General features: G+C 70.5%; 17 protein-coding genes. 12 read left to right on the forward strand and 5 right to left on the reverse strand.

All coding sequences use genetic code 11. The features are described from left to right. The first annotated feature begins 114 nt into the window (after nt 1-114). Nucleotides 115-1584 carry a 3-hydroxyacyl-CoA dehydrogenase NAD-binding domain-containing protein gene (locus Q344_RS0102745; protein WP_028285311.1) on the forward strand — a complete coding sequence of 490 codons (1470 nt, stop codon included), beginning with the start codon at nt 115-117 and terminating at the stop codon, nt 1582-1584. Here the strand turns inward: Q344_RS0102745 and Q344_RS0102750 are convergent. After that, nucleotides 1581-2438: a helix-turn-helix domain-containing protein gene (locus Q344_RS0102750; protein WP_028285312.1), complete on the reverse strand. Its 858-nt coding sequence runs from the start codon at nt 2436-2438 to the stop codon at nt 1581-1583. The genes Q344_RS0102745 and Q344_RS0102750 overlap by 4 nt on opposite strands. Before the next feature lie 127 nt (nt 2439-2565). On the opposite strand from Q344_RS0102750, the gene Q344_RS0102755 reads away from it, so the two are divergent. From Q344_RS0102755 to Q344_RS0102765, 3 genes are read left to right on the forward strand one after another with little or no spacing between them, the layout of a single operon-like run. After that, on the forward strand, nt 2566-2769 hold the full coding sequence (locus tag Q344_RS0102755; protein ID WP_028285313.1) for a hypothetical protein: 204 nt from the start codon (nt 2566-2568) through the stop codon (nt 2767-2769). Beyond that, nucleotides 2762-3670 carry a fatty acid desaturase gene (locus Q344_RS0102760; protein ID WP_028285314.1) on the forward strand — a complete coding sequence of 303 codons (909 nt, stop codon included), beginning with the start codon at nt 2762-2764 and terminating at the stop codon, nt 3668-3670. The genes Q344_RS0102755 and Q344_RS0102760 overlap by 8 nt, the downstream gene beginning before the upstream one ends. A gap of 19 nt (nt 3671-3689) precedes the next feature. Further along, on the forward strand, nt 3690-4592 hold the full coding sequence (locus tag Q344_RS0102765) for a DMT family transporter (RefSeq protein WP_028285315.1): 903 nt from the start codon (nt 3690-3692) through the stop codon (nt 4590-4592). A gap of 3 nt (nt 4593-4595) precedes the next feature. Here Q344_RS0102765 and Q344_RS0102770 read toward each other — a convergent pair whose 3' ends face one another. Continuing rightward, entirely contained in the window at nt 4596-5300 is a 705-nt protein-coding gene (locus Q344_RS0102770; RefSeq protein ID WP_028285316.1) for an NUDIX hydrolase, read from the reverse strand. A 165-nt stretch (nt 5301-5465) separates the two neighbouring features. Beyond that, nucleotides 5466-5858: a DUF983 domain-containing protein gene (locus Q344_RS0102775; protein WP_028285317.1), complete on the reverse strand. Its 393-nt coding sequence runs from the start codon at nt 5856-5858 to the stop codon at nt 5466-5468. 250 nt (nt 5859-6108) lie between these two features. Here Q344_RS0102775 and Q344_RS22960 point away from each other — a divergent pair, with 250 nt between their 5' ends. The 4 genes from Q344_RS22960 (at nt 6109) to Q344_RS0102795 (ending at nt 8323) form a co-directional block, all read left to right on the forward strand. Next, entirely contained in the window at nt 6109-6717 is a 609-nt protein-coding gene (locus Q344_RS22960) for an EF-hand domain-containing protein (RefSeq protein WP_051630218.1), read from the forward strand. Between the two features lie 105 nt (nt 6718-6822). Next, nucleotides 6823-7416 carry an RNA polymerase sigma factor gene (locus tag Q344_RS0102785; RefSeq protein WP_028285318.1) on the forward strand — a complete coding sequence of 198 codons (594 nt, stop codon included), beginning with the start codon at nt 6823-6825 and terminating at the stop codon, nt 7414-7416. Next, nucleotides 7403-7804, forward strand: coding sequence for a hypothetical protein (locus tag Q344_RS0102790; RefSeq protein WP_051630220.1), 402 nt, complete (start codon nt 7403-7405; stop codon nt 7802-7804). The genes Q344_RS0102785 and Q344_RS0102790 overlap by 14 nt, the downstream gene beginning before the upstream one ends. Before the next feature lie 9 nt (nt 7805-7813). After that, nucleotides 7814-8323, forward strand: coding sequence for a periplasmic heavy metal sensor (locus Q344_RS0102795; protein ID WP_028285320.1), 510 nt, complete (start codon nt 7814-7816; stop codon nt 8321-8323). Nucleotides 8324-8363: 40 nt separating this feature from the next. Here the strand turns inward: Q344_RS0102795 and Q344_RS0102800 are convergent, their stop codons facing one another. After that, entirely contained in the window at nt 8364-9761 is a 1398-nt protein-coding gene (locus Q344_RS0102800; RefSeq protein ID WP_028285321.1) for a diguanylate cyclase, read from the reverse strand. Between the two features lie 99 nt (nt 9762-9860). On the opposite strand from Q344_RS0102800, the gene Q344_RS0102805 reads away from it, so the two are divergent. Beyond that, nucleotides 9861-10139 carry a DUF3572 domain-containing protein gene (locus tag Q344_RS0102805; protein ID WP_028285322.1) on the forward strand — a complete coding sequence of 93 codons (279 nt, stop codon included), beginning with the start codon at nt 9861-9863 and terminating at the stop codon, nt 10137-10139. A 10-nt stretch (nt 10140-10149) separates the two neighbouring features. Here Q344_RS0102805 and Q344_RS0102810 read toward each other — a convergent pair whose 3' ends face one another. Then, a complete protein-coding gene (locus Q344_RS0102810; RefSeq protein ID WP_028285323.1) occupies nt 10150-10602 on the reverse strand; it encodes a MarR family winged helix-turn-helix transcriptional regulator in 453 nt (150 codons plus the stop codon). Between the two features lie 128 nt (nt 10603-10730). On the opposite strand from Q344_RS0102810, the gene Q344_RS0102815 reads away from it, so the two are divergent. From Q344_RS0102815 to Q344_RS0102825, 3 genes are all read left to right on the forward strand, one after another. After that, nucleotides 10731-11423 (forward strand): HAD family hydrolase, encoded by a 693-nt coding sequence (locus tag Q344_RS0102815; RefSeq protein ID WP_028285324.1) that lies wholly within the window; start codon nt 10731-10733, stop codon nt 11421-11423. A gap of 110 nt (nt 11424-11533) precedes the next feature. Further along, the gene (locus tag Q344_RS0102820; protein WP_028285325.1) at nt 11534-13093 is read left to right on the forward strand and encodes a trimethylamine methyltransferase family protein; all 1560 of its coding nucleotides are present in this window, start codon (nt 11534-11536) and stop codon (nt 13091-13093) included. A 71-nt stretch (nt 13094-13164) separates the two neighbouring features. After that, nucleotides 13165-14931, forward strand: coding sequence for a DUF4153 domain-containing protein (locus Q344_RS0102825; RefSeq protein WP_028285326.1), 1767 nt, complete (start codon nt 13165-13167; stop codon nt 14929-14931). Nucleotides 14932-14984 lie beyond the last annotated feature (53 nt).

Here is a 14984-nt window from a genome sequence, read left to right on the forward strand (position 1 = left end):
GCCGGCGCCTTCCATCGGCGACAGGCATTCGCCGCGCTGCCACGCGGAACAAGGGGGAGTCATGCCACTCACCGGATCACGGGACGGCACCGTCTCGCGCAGGGGCGCGGGCTGATGGCGCGTGTCGCGGCGATCATCGGCGGCGGGGTCGTCGGCGCGGGCTGGGCGGCGCGCTTCCTGCTGAACGGCTGGGACGTGCGGCTGTTCGATCCGGACCCCGCGACGCCCGACAGGGTCGGGGCGGTGCTGGCCCGCGCCCGCCGGGCGCTGGCCGGGCTGGGCGACGTCGCGCTGCCAGCCGAAGGCACGCTGTCCTTCTGCGGCCTGATCTCCGAGACGGTGACCGGCGCGGACTGGATCCAGGAAAGCGTGCCGGAGCGGCTGGAGCTGAAGCAGACCCTTTTCCGCAAGCTGCAGGAACACGCGGACGAAGGGGCGATCCTCGCCTCATCGACCTCCGGCCTGACGCCGTCCGAACTGCAGGCGGGTCTGAGCGATCCGGGCCGGATTCTCGTCTGCCACCCGCTCGACCCGGTCTACCTCCTGCCGCTGGTCGAGGTGGTGCATTCGGACAAGAACCATCCCGACCTGATCGACCGGGCGCGCGACACGCTCGCCGAGCTCGGCATGTTCGCGCTGCGGGTGCGGGGCGAGATCACCGCCCATGTGGCCGACCGCCTGCAGGAGGCGCTCTGGCGCGAGGCGCTCTGGCTGGTGCGCGACGAGGTGGCCCAGGTGGGCGAGGTCGACGAGGCGCTGCGCATGGGCCCCGGCCTTCGCTGGGCTCAGATGGGGCCCTTCGAATCCGCCCGGATCGCGGCCGGGGAGGAGGGGATGGAGGCCTTCCTGCGGCGCATCGGACCCGCGCTGAACTGGTCCCGCAGCAAGCTCACCGAGGTGCCGGAGCTCGACCCCGCCCTGATCGCCCGGATCGTCGAACAATCCGACGACGCCTCGGGCCACATGACGCTGGACGAGCTGCGCGACCAGCGCGACCGCACCCTCGTGGCGCTGCTGCGCAGCCTCTCGGCCGACAGCCGGGGCGCCGGCGCGGTGCTGCGGCGTCGCGACAAGGCCCGCGCCGAGGGGCGCGCGATGCCGCGCCGGATCGCGGATCTCGCCGACCCGTCGCAGCCGATCCTGACCGTCGATCGCGCGGTGCCGCTCGACTGGCTCGACGACCACGACCGGATGACCGGGGCGCGCCATCTCGAGGCGTTCGGACAGGCCACCGACAGGTTGCTCGAGATCCTCGGCTGCACGCCGGAGTACATCGCCGCCGGCAAGGGCTTCCTCGTGACCGAAAGCCACATCCGCCAGCTCGACGCGGCGCAGGCGGGCGCGCCGCTGCGGATCTGCAGCCGCGTGCTCGGGGCCGGGGACGGGCGCCTGCACCTCTGGCACGAGATGATGTCGGGGGCGCGGCTCCTTGCGAGTGCGGAACATCTGCTGGAGCACGCGGATCTGGACACGCGGCAGACCTGCGCGCCCGACCCCGCGCTGGCCGAGGCGATGCGGCAGCTCGCCCGCGCGCAGGCCAGGACCCCGGCGCCCGAAGGGGCGGGCCGGGTCCGTCCCGGCTAGATATCCCGCGCCAGCCGGGCGAGGAACGGCTTGATCTCGCGGTCCGGCACGCTCGCCTCGCGGACCAGATTGTCGAAATGCTCGGTGAAGGCCTGCACACGGAGCGAATCCCGGAAGGCGAGGTAGTGCCGCCCGGCGTAGACCACCGCCAGGAGGGGGCCGAAGACGGTCACCGGCGCCGAGAAGATGCGCCGCGCGTCGAAGAGATAGAGCCGGAGGCGGGGATAGAGCGTGTCGTTCAGCTCGATGAAGCGCTCAACCTGCCGCTTGCGCAGCGCCCGCGGGAGGCCGCGATAATAGCTCTCGCCATGGGCGAAGCTGACCATCTCGTGCAGCGGCATGGCGATCTCGTAATCCGAGCGCGCCTCGCGCATCCAGCGCAGCCGGTCCTCCGAGGCGCCGATCGCCTGCGAGGTCGTCCGGCCCAGATGCGGGGAATATTCCCATTCCAGCACCTCGCGCAGCTTCAGCATGTCGGGCAGCGCGGCGGGGACATGGCGCACCTTGTAGCCCGCCGCCTCCCGGTGCCATTCGAAGATCTGCTGGTCGACGAGCGCGCGCGGCGCCTCGGTCAGGGTGAGCGAGGTGGCCAGCAGGTCGGTCGCCGTCTCGGGCCGGTCCGAGAGCGACAGCAGCCAGTCCGCCGAGACACCGAGCGCGCCGGCGCATTCCCCGATCACCTGCGCATTCGGCAGCCGGGCGCCTTCGTCCTTCAGCAGCTGCGAAACGGTCGAGCGGTCCACCCCGATCGCGCGCGCAAGGCCGCTCTGGCTCATGCCGGCGGTCTGCATCGCCCGCTCCAGCCTCTGCCGGAAGGCGCGCGCCCGGGCGCGTTTGTCGATGATTCCACCCATACGGTGACAACTATCACCAATTGCGGCGTTTGTTAATCACATCCGGGCTGCCGCAGCGACGCCCCCCGTGTGACAACCGCATGACAAGACGCCGGCACCTACCGGCGCGAAGAGGGGACATTCCGGCATGGACACAGGTGCACGCACGTTCGTGACATCACTTCTATGGGCGCTCGGCGGCCTGCTCGTCATGGCGGGGGCGGGCCTTGCCTTCACCGGCGCGCTGACGATCGGTGGCGGCCTGGCGGCGGTCAACGCCGTCCCGGGGCGGATCGGCCACGCGGCCTGCGAACGCCTCGGGGCGACTATCGGATGGGGGCGTCATGTCTGATCCGAAACGCTCCGCTCCGACCGAATGGCCGACGCTCCTTCTGCTGGCGGGGTGCTACGCGGCCTGGGCGCTGGCCACGACATGGCTCGCGGCGCTCTGGCTGCCCGCCGGGATCGCGCTCACGACGCTGGCCATCGCGCTGCATTCCTCGCTCAGCCACGAGATGATCCACGGCCACCCGTTCCCCGACCGCCGGGTGAACGAGGCGCTGGTCTTCCCGGCGCTGACGCTCGTCGTGCCGTATCGGCGCTTCCGTGACACGCATCTCGAACATCACCGGGATTCGCTGCTGACCGATCCCTATGACGACCCCGAGAGCAATTACTGGGACCCGGCCGTCTGGCAGAGGCTGAAGCCATGGCAGCAGGCGATCCTGCGGGTGAACAATACGCTGGCCGGGCGTCTTCTGATCGGCCCCGCGGTCGGGACCTGGGCCTTCACCCTGTCGGACCTGCGGGCGATCCGCGCGGGGCGGGCGGGGGTTCTCTCGGGCTGGCTCTGGCACCTGCCGGCGCTCGTGCCGGTGGCGCTCTGGCTGGGCCACGTCGCGCAGATGCCGGTCTGGGCCTATCTCCTGTCCGCCTACATGGGGCTGTCGATCCTCAAGATCCGCACCTTCCTGGAACATCAGGCGCATGAGCGGGCGCGCGGCCGCACCGTGATCATCGAGGACCGCGGGATCCTCGCCTTCCTGTTCCTCAACAACAACCTGCACGTCGTCCACCACATGCATCCGCGCATGCCGTGGTACCGTCTGCCCGGGCTCTACCAGGAGAACCGGGCGCGCTACCTCGGGCGGAACGGCGGCTACCGCTATGGCTCCTATGGAGAAATCTTCCGCCGCTATTTCCTGAAGGCCAAGGACCCGGTGCCCCATCCGCTCTGGCACTCTCCGGAATAAAGGCGCATAGGCGCAGGGTATGGAACCCTGGGTCTTGCTCACATTCGGCGCGGTCGTCTTCCAGACCGCGCGCTTCATGCTTCAGAAACAGCTCTCGGCCGCGGCGCTCTCGGCGAGCGGCGCGACCTTCGCGCGGTTTCTCTATTCCGCCCCGCTGGTGCTGGCCGCGGTGCCGCTGCTGCTGGCGGCGAAGGGGCTCGACTGGCCGGCCATGCCGCCGCTCTTCTGGCTCTATGCCTGGATCGGCGGGGCCACGCAGATCTTCGCGACGGTCTTCGTGCTGCTGATCTTCCGCAGCCGCAACTTCGCCGTCGGGATCACCCTGAAGAAGACCGAGGTGCTGCTGACTGCGCTGGTCTCGCTCGTGGTGCTGGGCGAGGGCGTCTCGATCCCCGCGCTGGTCGCGATCGTCGTCGGCATGACCGGCGTGCTGATCCTGTCGAACATGCCCGAGGGCCAGGGCGCATGGTGGCGCCGGCTCGACAGCCGGGCGGCGATTCTGGGCATCGGCTCGGGCGTGTTCTTCGCGGTCTCGGGCGTGTGCTACCGCGGCGCGACCCTGCAGATCGCGGTCGACGATCCGCTGACGCGGGCCGTCGTGACGCTGGCGGCGGTCGGGATCTCGCAGCTGATCGGGATGGGGCTCTGGATGCACCTCAGGGAGCGCGGCCAGATCGGCAAGGTCGTCGCGGCATGGCGGACGGCCGGGCTGATCGGGCTTGCCTCGCTCGGCGGGTCGGTCTGCTGGTTCACCGCCTTCACGCTGCAGAACGCGACCTATGTCTACGCCGTCGGACAGAGCGAGGTGATCCTGAGCCTGCTCGCCTCCTACGTCATCTTCCGCGAACGGCTGTCATGGCGCGAAGGCACCGGCATCGCGCTTGTCAGCGTCTCGGTGCTGTCGCTCATCCTGCTGGTCTGAGGCTCAGTCGGCCCGCTCGCCGCGCGCGATCTCGCCCTTCAGCCGAGCGAAGGCGCGGTTCTCGTCCTCGTTCGAGAAGAAGGGCACGCTCTCGGGCGGGGTCGGGTCGGCCGCGCGCTGCGCGACCTCGGCTAGCACCACCTCGGTGATGAAGGGCAGGTCGAACTCGCGCGCCTTCTCGAGCGGGATCCACTGGAGCAGCGTCAGCTCGTCGGAGGCGCGGGAGAAATCGTCCGGATCGCTCTGCAGCGCGTCGGTGTCGGTCAGGAAGAACCGCGCATCGAACCGGCGGGGCCGGCCCGGAGGGGTGATCGCGCGAAAGACGAATTGCAGCGAGCTCGGGTCCGGCACATGGCCGGTGGCCGCGAAATCGACCCAGTCGGCATGCGGCGTGCCGGGCCAGTCGCCCTTGGTGCCGAGGATCTGGCCGGTCTCTTCCCAGAGCTCGCGGATCGCGGCGGCGGCCAGCGCATGGGTCAGGTCCTCGTCGCAATTCTCGCGGATGCGGCCGGCGCAGAGGTCGGGCAGGGCGCCCGCAAGCGGCGTGTCGCCGTCGTCGGGATCGACCGCGCCGCCGGGAAAGACGAACATCGACGGCATGAAGACGGCCTTCGCGCCGCGCTGGCCCATCAGCACCTTGGGCGCGGTGTCGCGGTCCCGCAGAACGATGATGGTGGCGGCGTTGCGGATGGCTGTCTTGTCGATCATGGCTGCTCTTTGTCCTTGTTCAGCGCGCGTGCCCGCGTCGCCTGTCGGGCGAGACTACCGGGCGGCCCGGGGGGTGCCAAGCCGCATCGGGCGATCCGTCAAGGATGTGGGGAAGGCGCGCACCGGAAAGCCCGCCCGATGCGCAGCCGCCTGACAGCGCGTGGCTCAGGTGGCCCTGCCGCTCTCGAATCCGTGCATGTAGCGCGCCCACTGGAACGCCACGAGACCGCCCTTGAACCGCGGCAGCAGGAAGAGCGACAGGCCGACCGTGCCGACGAGGAAGCCGAGGAACAGCATCATCGGTTCGGGCCGGAAGGCCGTGTAGACCGCCAGCAGCAGCGGCGCCATCAGGTGGCCGACGATGAGGATCGTCAGGTAGGCCGGGCCGTCGTCGGCGCGGTGGTAATGGAAGGGTTCCTGGCACTCCGGGCAATGGTCGCGCACCTGCAGGAAGCCCTTCATCAGCGGGCCTGAGCCGCAGTTCGGGCAGCGCCCGCAGAAGCCTTTCCACGTGGCGCGCAGCGTGTCGCGTTCGGAGTTCATGTCGGTCTGGGTCATCGGCAATGCCTTCGTGGTCTGCGCCAGGTGCGTCTGACGCCTGTCATGGAGGCCAGATGCGCGCGCCCCTGTCATCTAGGCCTTTTCGACGGCGAATAAACCGTGCCCTCTCGCCGCACCGGCGGGGGCGGGAAAAAAATCGTGCCCCGCGGCGACGGAATGGCGGTGGCCCGGCGTATGAGCCTTTGAAAGCGGATGACGAGGCCGGTTTCGAGAGCAACGACACAAGAACCACCCAAGGAGAACCCCCATGAACCGCAAGACCCTCATGTCGGGCCTGGTCCTGCTGGCCGTCACGGCCGGCGCCGTGACCGCGCAGGACAGCACCTCCCCGGGGCCCCAGAGCGGGCCGAAGTCCGGCCGTTTCGCCGCCATGGACACGAATGGCGACGGACAGATTTCCCCCGAAGAGATGCGCGCCCAGGCCGAGAAGCGCTTCGGCGCCGCGGATGCCGACGGCGACGGCAAGGTGACGGTCGAGGAGATGGTCGCCCACATGGAAGCCCGCGAGGAGGCCCGCAGGGCCGAACGCCGCCAGCGCATGGCGGAGCGGATGCTCGAGCGGGCGGACGACGACAAGGACGGCGCGCTCAGCCTGGCCGAGATGATGCCGCCCGAGCGCACGCAGGCGCGGCGGTTCGACCGGATGGACGCCAATGACGACGGCATGATCTCGGAAGAGGAATTCGCCCGGGCGCGCCACCACGGCCGGCGCGGCGACGGCGAGCATCACGGCCGCATGGGCAAGCGCTTCGGCGGGCATCACCGCGACTCGCATGACGGCGGCCATGGCTGGATGAAGCCGCCCTTCGCCGAACGCGGGGCGGATGCCCCCGCAGAGGCGCCGGCCAACGACTGACCGGGCCGGGGGCCGGCGCGGACCGTCGCGGCCGGCCCCCCTCCCGGACCGCGCGGTGCCGGCGCGATTGCCCGGCGTCGCTTTAAGGGATACGCCCGCGGGACCATGACCGATATGGCTTTCGACGCCCTGAGCGAGCTGGAAGACGACGCGCTGCTTGTGCTGTATGCCAACGGCGACCGCGATGCCGCGCGCCTGCTGACGGCACGTCTGGCGCCGCGGCTCCTCGGCCATGCGCAGCGCCTGCTGGGCGACAGGGCCGAGGCGGAGGACGTGGCCCAGGAGGCCATGCTGCGGCTCTGGCGGATCGCGCCGGACTGGCGGCCGGGCGAGGCGAAGGTCACGACCTGGCTCTACCGGGTGACGGCGAACCTCTGCACCGACCGGCTGCGCAAGGCGCGCGGCGGACACAGGGGCCTCGACGAGGCGGCCGAGCCCGAGGACGACCGTCCCGGCCCGGTCGAACGGATGCAGCAGGCGGCGCGGATGGACGCGCTGCAACAGGCGCTCGACAGCCTGCCGGAGAGGCAGCGGCAGGCGGTCGTGCTGCGCCACATCGAGGGCCTCGCCAATCCCGAGATTGCCGAGGTCATGGAGATCAGCACCGAGGCGGTGGAATCGCTCACCGCCCGGGGCAAGCGAGCGCTGTCGGCCGCCCTGGCCGGACGGCGCGAGGAGTTGGGTTATGCCGAAGAGTGAGACCACCGGAATTCCGAGCGACGACCAGCTCGAGGCGCTTTTCGCGGAGGCGCGCGCCGCCGCGCCCGACCTGCCGGAGGGGCTGGCCGCGCGGATGCTGGCCGATGCCGACGCCGTGCAGGAGGGCTTTGCCGCGGCCCCTCTGCCGCAGGGGCCCGATACGGCGCCGCGCCCCGGGTGGTTCGCGCGGGCCTTCGCCGGGATCGGCGGCTGGCCCGCGCTGGCGGGCTTCGCCACCGCCACCGTGGCCGGGGTCTGGATCGGAATGAGCCCGCCCGCGCTGGTCGCGAGCGAGGCGGCCTATTACACCTCGGGCGGGGGCACCGCGGAGGATCTTTACCTGGTCGACACGATGCCGGCCTTCGACCAGCTGGCCCAGGAAGGCTAGGAGCAGCGCATGAGCGAGACCAAGACCCACCACGCCCCGATGCGCAGATGGCAGAAGGTGCTGCTGGCGCTGTCGCTGGCGGTGAACCTTCTGATCGTCGTGGCCGTGGCGAGCTTCGTGCTGACCCATGACGGCGACCGCCGGCACCGCCCGCCGCGGGTGGACCAGATGGGCGGCCCTCTGACCGGCGCGCTGAGCCGCGAGGACCGGCGCGAGATCGGGCGCGCGCTGTGGCGCTCCTACCGCGACGGCCGCCCCTCGCGGGCGGACATGCGCGCCGAACTGGCCGACGTGATCGCGGCCCTCAGGCGCGAGCCCTACGACCCTGCGGTGGTGGAACAGAGCCTGCAGAAGCAGCTCGAATTCGCGGTCGAGCGGCAGGAGCTGGGCCAGCGCCTGCTGCGCGAACGGCTCGCGGCGATGACGCCCGCGGAGCGCGCGGCCTTCGCTGACCGGCTCGAGGAGGGGCTGGAAAGAATGCGCGAGCACGAGCGGCGCCGCGCCGACGAGAAGGACTAGCGGAGGCCCGGTCTTCAGGCCGGTTCCCGGTCCGCTCCTTTCAGACCGGGTCCTCGGCCGGGGCGAGCGCCACCTTGTTGCGCCCCGCGTTCTTCGCCGCATAGAGCGCCCGGTCCGCGCGGTCGATCATCCGTTCGATCAGCGCGGGGACCGCGGCCTCCGGCGGGGTGGTCTCCACACAGGCGCCCATCGAGATGGTGACCTGGATCCGCGCCTCCCGGCCCGGCACGGCGATCGGCGCCTCGGCCAGCCGGACCCGCAGACGGTCGGCCACGATCCGTGCCTCGCCCGCGCCGGTGTCGGGCATGACGATCAGGAATTCCTCGCCTCCGAAGCGCGCGACCAGATCGCGCGCCCGCAGGTTGTCGCGCAGCAGGTCCGCCACCATCATCAGCACCGCATCGCCGGCCGGGTGGCCGTAGGTGTCGTTCACCTGCTTGAAATGGTCGATATCGGCGAGGACCAGCGCGAAGGGCCGGCCCGCGTGGCGCGAGTCCTCGGCCAGCCGCTCGAGGTAGGGTTCGGCGTAGCGGCGGTTGTAGAGCCCGGTCAGCGAATCCGTCACCGAATCGCGCAGCCCGTCGTGCAGGCGGCGGCGCATCCGGTCGGCGATCTGCTTGCGCCGGACCAGCGTCTCCATCCGCAGCAGCGCCTCGCGCGGGTCGAAGCCGAAGGTCATCACCGCGCTCGCCCCGTGGTCGAGCGCATCCGACAGGACCGGGGCGTTGTGATCGCCGGTGATCAGCAGGATCTCGGAATGGCGCGAGGCGGGGCGGGACCGGACCTCGACGATCAGGCGGATGACGGCCTTCGGATCGCAGGAATCGGTGTCGATCGCGATCACGTCCGAAGCACCGCCCGACTGGAACCAGCGCAGCGCCTCGCTCATCGGGAAGGGGCGGAAGACGTGGCGGCTGAGCCGCGTCAGGGCGTGGTGCCAGTCGAGCGCCGCGGCCGAGCGCTGCGTGACCAGCGCGACGTTGGCCGGCTGCTCGAAATGCGCCGCCGCCTCGGCCAGGCCGAAGGCGCGCCCGGTGGTCTCGCGCAGGGACATCTCCTCCTCGGTCCCGCGGGCGCGGATCAGGCAGCGCAGCCGCGAGAGCAGCAGCGCCTCGGGCTGGGTGCGCGCGAAGAGGTCGTCGGCCCCGGCCGCCAGCAGCCGCGAGCGCTTGGACCGGCCCGCGTCCTGCACCATGACGACCAGCATCGATTGCGCGGTGGCGGGCGCCTCGCGCAGGCGGCGGCAGAGGTCCTCGGTTGCGACGTCGGGCAGGGAATCGGACAGCATGATGAGGTCGGGCCGTTCGCGCACGGCGATGTCCAGCGCCTCCTGCCCCGATGCGGCGAGATACGCCTTGGGGAAGGATGACGACAGCTGCACTTTCATAACGATCCTGCTGGTCGCTGCTTCGTCGACCACGAGGATTTTGCCGGTCATCGCGGAGGGGCTTTCGTCTGCTGTGAACGATGGCATCATACTTTATTCGGAATGGTTAAGGATTCCTTTAATTGTGTCAGCCAGAAAGGCCGGAGCGACATGAAACAGGACCATGCGGAGACGATCGCGCTGGAATGCCTCGCCTGGCTGGCGGGAGAGGACGACCTGATGCCGGTCTTCCTGGGATCCTCGGGCGCCACGGAGGCCGATATCCGGGTGCGCGCGGGTGAGTCGGATTTCCTGACCTCCGTGCTGGAGTTCATCACCATGGACGACCAGTGGGTCGTCCGCTGCTGCGACGCGCGGGGCCTGCGCTACGAAGAGCCGATGATGGCCATGGCGCGGCTGCAGGGGGCGGGACGGACGCACTGGACGTGACCTCCCGGGCTCAGAGGCGCTTCAGCGCCTTCTTCTCGGCGTTCATGAGCTTGTCGAGCAGGGACTTGAGCATCGTGTATTCCTCGGACGAGAGCTGGTCCGCCATGGCCGCGGCATTGCGCCGGGCGATCGGCGTTCCGGCCTCGAGCGCCTGCTGACCGGCCTCGGTCAGGCTGACGCGACGGGTGCGGCGGTCGTCCCGGCCCGAGGCGCGGCCGATCAGCCCGTCGGTCTCCATCTGGCGCAGGGCGCGCGAGGTGGCGGTGCGGTCTATGCCCACGAATTGCGCGATCTCGGAGGGCTGGGTCAGGTCCTCGTTGCCGATCGCCAGCAGCACGCACCAGGTGATCCGGGTCAGCCCGAGGCTGCGGAGCCCTTCGTCGAGCCGCCGCTCCTGCTGGCGTGACGCGACCGAAAGGCGATAGCCGAGGGATTCGTGCAGGCGGTAGGGGCTGTCCGTCATGCCGCCATCGCTGCAAGCGGCCGCGCCGATGTCAATCCGGATCGCGCCCCGATGTGGCTTGCGGCGCAACTCTGTCCGGTCCAAGTTGCGCCCGTGCCGCAGGGGCGCGGCGACAGACGGGGGCGTGCATGCAGCTGGACGGGATTCTCTTCGACAAGGACGGCACGCTGTTCGACTTCGCACGCACCTGGAACAGCTGGGCGGGCGAGCTGATCGCCGAGACCTGCCGGGGCGAGCCCGAACGCGCCGAGCGCCTGGCCGCGGCGCTGCGCTACGACCTCGGCGCGCAGGCCTTCCGCCCGGACAGCCCGGTGATCGCGGGCACCAACCGGGAGGCAGCCGAGCTTGCGGTCTCGGCCCTGCCGGAGTGGACCGTCGAGGACATGGAGGTCCATCTGATGGAAAGCGCGGCGCGGCTGGTTCAGGTGCCGGCCACGGATCTCGCGCCGCTTCTGGAGGCGCTCAGGCGCGCGGGGCTGAAGCTGGGCGTGATGACGAACGACACCGAATACGCGGCCCGCGCGCATCTCGACCAGGCGGGCGTGACGGAGTTCTTCGACATGGTCATCGGCTTCGACAGCGGCTACGGCGCCAAGCCCGACCCGGAGCCTCTGCTCGCCTTCGCGACGGCGCAGGGCCTCGCGCCCGAGCGGGTGGCGATGGTGGGCGACAGCACCCACGACCTGATCGCGGGGCGCGCGGCCGGCATGGTCTGCATCGCCGTCCTGACGGGCACCGCACTGGAACACGAGCTTGCGCCCTTCGCCGACCACGTCTTTCCGGACATCGGCCACCTGACCGGCTGGCTCGCCGCCGCCTGAGGGCCTCCGGCCCCGGCCCGTCGGCCCGAAAGCGACAGTTTCCGTCGCTTCTGGTGGCGAAAGCGGCGCGGTCCGTCCGTTCAGTTGAAGCGGCAGACCAGGAGGCCGCGATGACCGAACATCCCAGACGCAGGCGCGGCGGCGGCCGCGCGGGCCATGCCGCCCGCCGGGGTCCGACGGTGATCGAGCAGCGGCCGTGGCAGCTGACCGTCAACCGTGACCGCCCGACCGAGCCGCTGGACGAGGCCGGCATCGAGGCGATCCACGAGACCGCGATGACCATCCTCGAGGAGATCGGCGTCGCCATGCTGAACCCCGAGGCGGTGGCGATCCTCGCCGAGGCCGGCTGCCGGGTCGAGGAGGACGAGATCGTCCATTTCGACCGGCATTTCGTGATGGAGATGGTCGGCAAGGCGCCGTCGCGCTTCACCATCACGCCGCGCAACCCGGACCGGCAGATCGTCGTCGGAGCGGACCGGATCCTCTTCGGCAACGTCTCCTCGCCGCCGAACTACTGGGATCTCGAGCTCGGACGGAAGATCCCCGGCACGCGCGAGCATTGCGCGAACCTGCTGCGGCTGACCCAGTATTTCAACTGCATCCATTTCGCGGGCGGCTACCCGGTCGAGCCGGTCGACGTGCATCCCTCGATCCGCCACCTCGACGTGCTCTTCGACAAGCTCACGCTCACCGACAAGGTGCCGCACGCCTATTCGCTGGGGCCGGAGCGGGTCGAGGACGTGATGGAGATGGTGCGCATCGCCGCCGGGCTCAGCCGCGAGGCGTTCGAGGCCAGCCCGCGGATGTTCACCAACATCAACTCCACCTCGCCGCTCAAGCACGACTGGCCGATGCTGGACGGCTGGATGCGGCTGGCGCGGCGGGGGCAGGGGCTGATCGTCTCGCCCTTCACGCTGGCGGGCGCGATGGCGCCGGTGACGATGGCGGGCGCGGTGGCACAATCGCTGGCCGAGGCGCTGAGCGCCGTCGCGCTGGCGCAATACATCAACCCCGGCGTGCCCTGCGCCATCGGGACCTTCACCTCGAACGTCGACATGAAGTCGGGCGCGCCGGCCTTCGGCACCCCGGAATACATGCGCGCGACGCAGATGACCGGGCAGATGGTGCGCCGCTACGGGCTGCCGATGCGCTCTTCCGGGGCCTGCGCGGCGAACGTGCCGGACGGGCAGGCGATGTGGGAGACGAGCAATTCGCTCTGGGCCGCGGTGCAGTCGGGGACGAACGTCGTCTACCACGCGGCGGGCTGGCTCGAGGGCGGGCTGATCGCGAGCCCCGAGAAGTTCGTCATGGATTGCGAGGTGATCCAGCAGATCCAGCGCTACATGGACCCCGAGACCTTCGCGACGACGCCCGACGACCTCGCGCTCTCGGCGATCCGCGAGGTCCGGCATCAGGGCCATTTCTTCGGCACCCAACACACGCAGGAGCGCTACACCACCGCCTTCTACCAGCCCTTCCTGTCCGACTGGCGCAATTTCGAGGCCTGGCAGGCCGAGGGCGGGATCTGGACCGCCGAACGCGCGCACCATCTCTACAAGCGCATCCTCGCCGAATTCGAGCCGCCGCCGATGGACGACGGCATCCGCCAGGAGCTTGCCGAATTCGTCGAACGGCGCAAGCTGGAGGGCGGCGCGCCCACGGATTTCTGAGCTCGGTCAGGGCTCTGGCAGCGCCCCGCCGACCGCGCTAGGTTCGCCGCAGGCAAGGCAGGGAGCGGGTCATGGACGGTGCGGCGGAAGACGAGAAGGCAGTCACGCTCGACCGGCTGTCGATGGCCGCACTCGGGGCGCTGGCGGGCTTTGCCACCTGGGCGCTGGCGGAGCGGTTCGACGGCACCCGGTTCGCGCTCTTCCTCATCGTCTTCGTGATCGGCGCCTTCGCCGTCTTCTTCGCGCTCTCGGGGCCGGCCCGGCGCCTGCACGCGGGCCTCGCGGCCATCGCGCTGGTGCTGCCCGCCTCGGGGCTGCTGGTCTGGGCGAGCTTCCGCTACGAGGGGGTGGAGGGGTTCCTCGGCAGCCCGCAGGCGATCACCGCCTTCATCGCCATCGTCACGCTCGGCACGCCCTTCACCGCCGCGGCGCTGCGCCGCCCCGGGGGCTGGCGCGACTACGCCGCGCTCTTCGACCTGTCCTGGATGATCGTGGTCCGCTACGGGCTGTCCTGGGCCTTCACCGGCCTGTTCTGGCTGCTGCTCTTCCTGTCGGACGCGCTTCTGGGCATCGTCGGCATCGGCGTCATCGGCGACGTCATCGGGATCGACCCGGTGCCCTTCGCGCTGACCGGCGCGGTGCTGGGAACGGCGCTGGCGGTCATCCACCAGTACCGCAGCTACGTGTCGCCCTTCCTTCTTCTGCGGCTCCTGCGCCTGCTCCTGCCGCCGGTGCTCGCGGTGGTGCTGATCTTCCTGATCGCGCTGCCGGTGCGCGGGCTCTCGGGCCTGTTCGGCGGGCTTTCGGCCGCGGGCACGCTGATGGCGGTTGCGGTGGCGATCCTGACGCTCGTGACCTCGGTCGTCGACCGCGACGAGAGCGCGGCGGCGCGGTCGGGCTTCATGCTGATCAGTGCCCGGATCGCCGCCGCGCTGACCCCGGGGCTGGCCGCGCTGGCGCTGATCGCCGTGTTCCTGCGGGTGGAACAATACGGCTGGACGCCCGACCGGGTGACCGCCGGGCTCGCGGCGCTGGTGCTGGTCCTCTACGGGCTGGCCTATCTCTTCGCCGTGCTGGGTGGGCGTCGCTGGGCCCGGCGCCTGCGCGAGGCGAACCTCTGGATGGCGCTCGTGGTGATCGGGATCTCGGCGCTCTGGCTGACGCCGGTGCTGAACGCGGAGCGAATCTCGACCGAGAGCCAGATCGCGCGCTACGAGAACGGCACGATACCCGCCGAGGACCTGCCGCTCTACGAGATGGCCAACGACTGGGGCCGCGCCGGCAAGGCGGGCCTTGCGGAACTGGCGGCGATGGAGGGCCGCGAGGATGCCGCACAGCTGACGCAGCTCATCGAGAAGGCCCGGAGCGCGCGCTACCGCGAGGAATACCGCCGCGACGTGACCCGGGCGGACCGACCCGAGCGGCTCGACCGGCTCGCGGCATCCCTGCCGATCCGCCCCGAGGGCGCGACGCTCGGCCGCGCGGCGCTGGACGGGCTCGACGAATATTTCGTCGACCGGATCCTGCAGGCCTGCGACCGGAGCCTGCCCGACGGGCGGCCCGGCTGCGTCCTCGTGCGCGATGCCTTCTTCCCGAACGAGACCGACCCGCAGGGGATCCTCCTGCTGCTCGAGGAGGACGGCTCGGTCACGGCGCAATACGTCGCCTTCGACAGCGGCCAGCCGCGCGTGCGCTCGCTCTTCGACGTGGAGGCGAACGTCTGGCCGCAGGTCGACCGCGAGGACCTGATCCGCGTGCTCGACGGCGATTTCACGGTCGGGCCGTCCAGCCTGCGGGCGCTGACCATCGGCGACAAGGAAATCATTCCGGACAATTGAAGGTGTTCGTCCTCCCTTAATCCCGCGCGGCGATGCTGGGGCCAGCGGGTCGG

The organism is Pseudooceanicola nanhaiensis DSM 18065 (assembly GCF_000688295.1).
Lineage (GTDB): Bacteria > Pseudomonadota > Alphaproteobacteria > Rhodobacterales > Rhodobacteraceae > Pseudooceanicola > Pseudooceanicola nanhaiensis.

What these genes read in the sequence shown, in the direction of transcription:
- Q344_RS0102745 (WP_028285311.1), top strand. Translation starts at nt 115, where the DNA reads ATGGCGCGTGTCGCGGCGATCATCGGCGGCGGGGTCGTCGGCGCGGGC.
- Q344_RS0102750 (WP_028285312.1), bottom strand. Translation starts at nt 2,438, where the DNA reads ATGGGTGGAATCATCGACAAACGCGCCCGGGCGCGCGCCTTCCGGCAG.
- Q344_RS0102755 (WP_028285313.1), top strand. Translation starts at nt 2,566, where the DNA reads ATGGACACAGGTGCACGCACGTTCGTGACATCACTTCTATGGGCGCTC.
- Q344_RS0102760 (WP_028285314.1), top strand. Translation starts at nt 2,762, where the DNA reads ATGTCTGATCCGAAACGCTCCGCTCCGACCGAATGGCCGACGCTCCTT.
- Q344_RS0102765 (WP_028285315.1), top strand. Translation starts at nt 3,690, where the DNA reads ATGGAACCCTGGGTCTTGCTCACATTCGGCGCGGTCGTCTTCCAGACC.
- Q344_RS0102770 (WP_028285316.1), bottom strand. Translation starts at nt 5,300, where the DNA reads ATGATCGACAAGACAGCCATCCGCAACGCCGCCACCATCATCGTTCTG.
- Q344_RS0102775 (WP_028285317.1), bottom strand. Translation starts at nt 5,858, where the DNA reads ATGACCCAGACCGACATGAACTCCGAACGCGACACGCTGCGCGCCACG.
- Q344_RS22960 (WP_051630218.1), top strand. Translation starts at nt 6,109, where the DNA reads ATGAACCGCAAGACCCTCATGTCGGGCCTGGTCCTGCTGGCCGTCACG.
- Q344_RS0102785 (WP_028285318.1), top strand. Translation starts at nt 6,823, where the DNA reads ATGACCGATATGGCTTTCGACGCCCTGAGCGAGCTGGAAGACGACGCG.
- Q344_RS0102790 (WP_051630220.1), top strand. Translation starts at nt 7,403, where the DNA reads ATGCCGAAGAGTGAGACCACCGGAATTCCGAGCGACGACCAGCTCGAG.
- Q344_RS0102795 (WP_028285320.1), top strand. Translation starts at nt 7,814, where the DNA reads ATGAGCGAGACCAAGACCCACCACGCCCCGATGCGCAGATGGCAGAAG.
- Q344_RS0102800 (WP_028285321.1), bottom strand. Translation starts at nt 9,761, where the DNA reads ATGACCGGCAAAATCCTCGTGGTCGACGAAGCAGCGACCAGCAGGATC.
- Q344_RS0102805 (WP_028285322.1), top strand. Translation starts at nt 9,861, where the DNA reads ATGAAACAGGACCATGCGGAGACGATCGCGCTGGAATGCCTCGCCTGG.
- Q344_RS0102810 (WP_028285323.1), bottom strand. Translation starts at nt 10,602, where the DNA reads ATGACGGACAGCCCCTACCGCCTGCACGAATCCCTCGGCTATCGCCTT.
- Q344_RS0102815 (WP_028285324.1), top strand. Translation starts at nt 10,731, where the DNA reads ATGCAGCTGGACGGGATTCTCTTCGACAAGGACGGCACGCTGTTCGAC.
- Q344_RS0102820 (WP_028285325.1), top strand. Translation starts at nt 11,534, where the DNA reads ATGACCGAACATCCCAGACGCAGGCGCGGCGGCGGCCGCGCGGGCCAT.
- Q344_RS0102825 (WP_028285326.1), top strand. Translation starts at nt 13,165, where the DNA reads ATGGACGGTGCGGCGGAAGACGAGAAGGCAGTCACGCTCGACCGGCTG.